The sequence below is a fragment of the uncultured Roseovarius sp. genome, assembly GCF_913054395.1.
Lineage (GTDB): Bacteria > Pseudomonadota > Alphaproteobacteria > Rhodobacterales > Rhodobacteraceae > Roseovarius.
The window spans coordinates 1-4,145 of sequence record NZ_CAJXIP010000215.1 but is presented as its reverse complement, the minus strand read 5'-3'; the positions used below and the strand labels follow the sequence as shown (position 1 = coordinate 4,145).

General features: G+C 61.3%; 5 protein-coding genes. All 5 read right to left on the bottom strand.

Annotation, left to right across the window (positions count from 1 at the left end):
• The coding region (locus tag QZ522_RS18165; protein ID WP_294614928.1) for an ATP-binding protein at window positions 1–648 on the bottom strand (648 nt) is incomplete at its 3' end.
• An 89-nt stretch (window positions 649–737) separates the two neighbouring features.
• Window positions 738–1,358: a LysE family translocator gene (locus QZ522_RS18160; protein ID WP_294614925.1), complete on the bottom strand. Its 621-nt coding sequence runs from the start codon at window positions 1,356–1,358 to the stop codon at window positions 738–740.
• Entirely contained in the window at window positions 1,355–1,786 is a 432-nt protein-coding gene (locus QZ522_RS18155; protein WP_294614923.1) for a VOC family protein, read from the bottom strand. Before QZ522_RS18155 ends, QZ522_RS18160 begins: the two co-directional genes overlap by 4 nt.
• Entirely contained in the window at window positions 1,783–2,895 is a 1,113-nt protein-coding gene (recF, locus tag QZ522_RS18150; RefSeq protein ID WP_294614921.1) for a DNA replication/repair protein RecF, read from the bottom strand. The genes QZ522_RS18155 and recF overlap by 4 nt, the downstream gene beginning before the upstream one ends.
• Window positions 2,896–2,947: 52 nt before the next feature.
• Window positions 2,948–4,066 (bottom strand): DNA polymerase III subunit beta, encoded by a 1,119-nt coding sequence (gene dnaN, locus QZ522_RS18145; RefSeq protein WP_294614918.1) that lies wholly within the window; start codon window positions 4,064–4,066, stop codon window positions 2,948–2,950.
• Window positions 4,067–4,145 lie beyond the last annotated feature (79 nt).

The window sequence follows — 4,145 nt, the reverse complement described above, 5'->3', positions numbered from 1 at the left end:
GGGGCGTTCGTCGATCAGGATGTTGCGCACGCCAGAGTTCAGAAAGGCCAGCTCACGCAGGCGCTTTTCCAATGTCTCAAAGGAGTATTCCAGGTTCGAAAACGTATCGGTTGAAGCCATGAACCGCACCTCGGTTCCGGTTTGCTCGCCACATTCCTGCACCACTTTCAGATGCTCAGCGGTATCGCCACGCTCAAAGCGGGCGACGTGTTCCTTGCCTTCGCGCCAGATCCGCAGCTCCAGCCAGTCGGACAGCGCATTCACCACCGAAACACCGACCCCATGCAGACCACCGGATACCTTGTAGGAGTTGCTGTCAAATTTGCCGCCGGCATGTAGCTGGGTCATGATCACTTCGGCCGCCGAAACGCCTTCGCCTTCGTGCATATCGACGGGAATGCCGCGGCCATTATCGCTTACGGAAACCGATGAATCCGCATGGATCGTGACATTGACGGAATCGGCATGACCGGCCAGTGCCTCGTCAATGCCGTTATCCACGACCTCATAGACCATGTGATGCAGGCCAGAGCCGTCATCGGTATCGCCGATATACATGCCAGGGCGTTTGCGGACCGCTTCTAACCCTTTGAGAACCTTGATGGAATCTGCCCCGTATTCTTCGGGTGCGATGGCGGGTTCGGACATGCGGGTTTTCCTTCGGAAGTTTTGCCATTTTATACGAAGTCTGGGGGGGAATGTCACGTCATTCCCCCATATTTTGCGCTGAGTCACGCCTAGGTAAAGGGAATGACAAGCCCCACCAGAACCAGCAACAAACCAGACCCGAAATTAAGCCGCGAGATCGCCTTGGGGTTCTGCAAAAGACGGCGCGCGCGGTCGAGAAAGAACGCCAGCGCCAGGTTGCCCAACATCGGCACGACGGCCGAAACCGCAAGGATCGCGGCGATATCGGGTACCGTGACCGTGGAGAGATCGAAAAAGCCCGGCAGAAAGCCCATGTAGAACAGGATCGCCTTTGGGTTGCCGATCACCGCCGCGATACCCACTGAAAACCCGGCCCAGATGCCGGGACGGGTCATGCGGCTGTCGGCGCCGGGTACGCGCGCCGGGGTCCGGATCAAAAGCAGGCCCATCACGATGAACACCCCCGCCGCGATCCAGCGCAGGAGGCTGAGCGCGTCACCATAGAGCGACAGCACCCATGCCAGGCCAAGGATCGCACAGAGGGGCCAGATCAGATCGCCCAGTGCCACACCCACCGCCAGCGGCCATGCCCCGCGCATGCCACCCGAGAGGGCACGCGCGGTCAGCGCGACCCAGACCGGACCCGGCACGGCCCAAAGCCCGGCCATGGCTGCCGCATAGAGCATGAGATCGAAAAGCTCGATGGTCATCGGGCGTCGGGCAATGTGAGGCTGCCATCGGGGGACAGCGGCCAGAACGGGTTCATCGCCACTTCCCAGACATGGCCATCAGGATCGGCAAAATAGCCAGAATACCCGCCCCAAAACACCTTTTTCGGCGCTTTCAGCGGGCTCGCCCCGGCGGCAATGGCCGTCTGATAGGCAGCATCAACCTCTGATTCAGTGGCGAAATTCTGTGCCAGGGTGCTTGCCCCGGTGCCCAATTCTGCCTCGGAGCGGCCCTGATCCTTTGCCAGGTCGGCCTTGCCGAACAGGCCCAGAACAAGCCCGTTCATCTGATAAAAGGCGACCCTCTCCTGTTCTTGCGCCGGGGACCAGCCAAGGGCGCCGTAAAACGCTTTTGATCGCTCAATATCGCCAACGCCAAGGGTGATCAGGGTGACGCGCTGAGGGGTCATTCGGTTTCCTTCCCGGTGATGTGGCTGGTGCCATCGGTATCAGTGACCTCGACATGCTGGGCGCGGTCGCCCAGTTCGGCAAACAATTCCGGCCCTGTGCCGGTCATCCAGGCCTGTGCGCCCAACGCACAGATTTCGTCATAAAGGGCCGCGCGACGTGTGGCGTCAAGATGGGCTGCGACCTCATCAAGCAACAAAAGCGGCGGCGCACCGAAATCGCGCGCCAACGCGCGGGCATTGGCGAGAATGAGCGAGACCAAAAGCGCCTTTTGTTCGCCGGTCGAACAATCGGCTGCGCGCACGCCCTTGGCCGCATAGACCCCGTGAAGATCGGCGCGATGCGGCCCGACAAGGCTGCGCCCGGCCACCAGATCGCGAAACCGGCTTTCGGCGAGGGCTTCGCGCAGGTCTTCGGCATTTTCCGGCATCTCGCCCTCGGTCTGGATCAGATCAAGCTCGGCCACGGGAAAGGCGGTTTGCGCCTCGGCCTGTGATTCTGCGACCAGAACCAGCGCCGCCTTGCGGTTGGCGTGGATTGCGGCGCCCGTTTCGGCCATCTGCCGCTCCAGCGCCAGATACCAATGGGCATCGCGCACCTGATCCTTAAGCAGACGATTGCGTTCGCGCATCGCCTTGTCATAGGCAAGCGAGGCCTCGCCATGACCGGGCGTGAAACTCATCGTCATGCGATCCAGAAATCGCCGCCGCCCCTCGGCCCCCTCGATCCAGAGCCGGTCCATCGACGGCACCAGCCAAAGCACACGCGCCACCCGGCCAAGCGCCATTTGGGTGGCGGCCTTCTCGTCGATGCGCACTTGTCGCGCGGCCCCGTCCTGTGCGGTAATCTCGATCTCGTGCAGCCGATGCAACGACTGCAAAACCCCGCTCAGCTTCCAGCCGAGGGCTTCTGGCCTGCGCGCCATATCCTGCGCCGCCGCCCGGCGCAGCCCGCGCCCCGGCGAGAAAAGCGATACCGCCTCAAGGATATTGGTTTTCCCGGCCCCGTTGGGCCCGTGAATCGCCACCGGGCGCGCATCAAGCGTCAGCCGCGCCGACTTATGCGAGCGGAAATGCGATAACGACAGGTCTGACAGATAGAGGCCGGGCATTCATTGCCCTTCTTCTTGGCAAAAATACTCCCGCCGGAGGCTCCGACAGGTGTTAAACGCGCATCGGCATGACGACATAGACTGCGGTGGTATCGTTGCCTTCGCGCATCAGGGTCGGATCGCCCGAGGAATTGAACAGGAAGACTGCGTTTTCCCGGTCAACCTGGCTTGCGATTTCCAGCAGGTATTTGGCGTTAAAGCCAATTTCAAGCCGCTCATCGCCGTAAGCCACGGCAAGTTCTTCCTCGGCGGCGCCGCTATCGGGCGCGTTGACCGACAGAATGAGGCGATCCTCGTCCAGCGACAGCTTGACCGCGCGCGAGCGCTCGGAGCTGACGGTGGCAACACGATCCACTGCCTGCGCAAATTCGGCGGCGTCCACTTCCATCCGGCGGGTGTTGCCCTGCGGGATAACGCGGGTGTAATCGGGGAATGTTCCGTCGATCACCTTCGAGGTGAGGGTGATATCGGGGGTGGCAAAGCGGATCTTTGTTTCCGACACCGACACGGCGATCTTCATGTCGTCGTCTTCCAGAAGCTTACGCAATTCGCCCACGGTCTTGCGCGGTACGATCACGCCGGGCATCTCTGCGGCGCCTTCCGGAAGATCGGCGTCAATGCGCGCCAGCCGGTGGCCATCGGTGGCCACGCACCGCAGCACCTTGCCGCCATCGGCGTCAGACACATGCATATAGACGCCGTTCAGGTAATACCGGGTTTCCTCGGTCGAAATGGCGAATTTCGACTTATCGAACAACCGCCGCAGAACCGGTGCCGGGGCGCTGAAATTGCTGGCGTATTCCGAGCTTGCCATGACCGGGAAATCTTCTTTCGGCAGGGTGGCAAGGTTAAAGTTCGATCGCCCCGCCTGAACGGTAAGACGCCCGGCGGTTCCGTCATCGGCCAGAGTGACCAGCGCCCCATCGGGCAGTTTGCGCACGATTTCATGCAGCATCACCGCCGATACGGTGGTGGCACCTGCGCGCTCGACCATGGCCGGGGCCTTGTCGACAACTTCGATATCAAGGTCGGTGGCGCGAAAATGAACAGCATCGCCTTCGGCCTCGATAAGGACATTGGCGAGGATCGGAATGGTATTGCGCCGCTCGACCACGGATTGAGCCTGAGACACTGCCTTAAGCAGTGCGCCGCGTTCGATGCTGAGTTTCATACCATTGCTCCCTATCAGGTGCCGGATTAGCGCCGGGAGGGGCACGGTATCAATTTCCCCCCGCGGCTCAAGTGATTTG

Coding starts and splice junctions, on each gene's coding strand:
- QZ522_RS18160 (WP_294614925.1), bottom strand. CDS start 1,358: ATGACCATCGAGCTTTTCGATCTCATGCTCTATGCGGCAGCCATGGCC.
- QZ522_RS18155 (WP_294614923.1), bottom strand. CDS start 1,786: ATGACCCCTCAGCGCGTCACCCTGATCACCCTTGGCGTTGGCGATATT.
- recF (WP_294614921.1), bottom strand. CDS start 2,895: ATGCCCGGCCTCTATCTGTCAGACCTGTCGTTATCGCATTTCCGCTCG.
- dnaN (WP_294614918.1), bottom strand. CDS start 4,066: ATGAAACTCAGCATCGAACGCGGCGCACTGCTTAAGGCAGTGTCTCAG.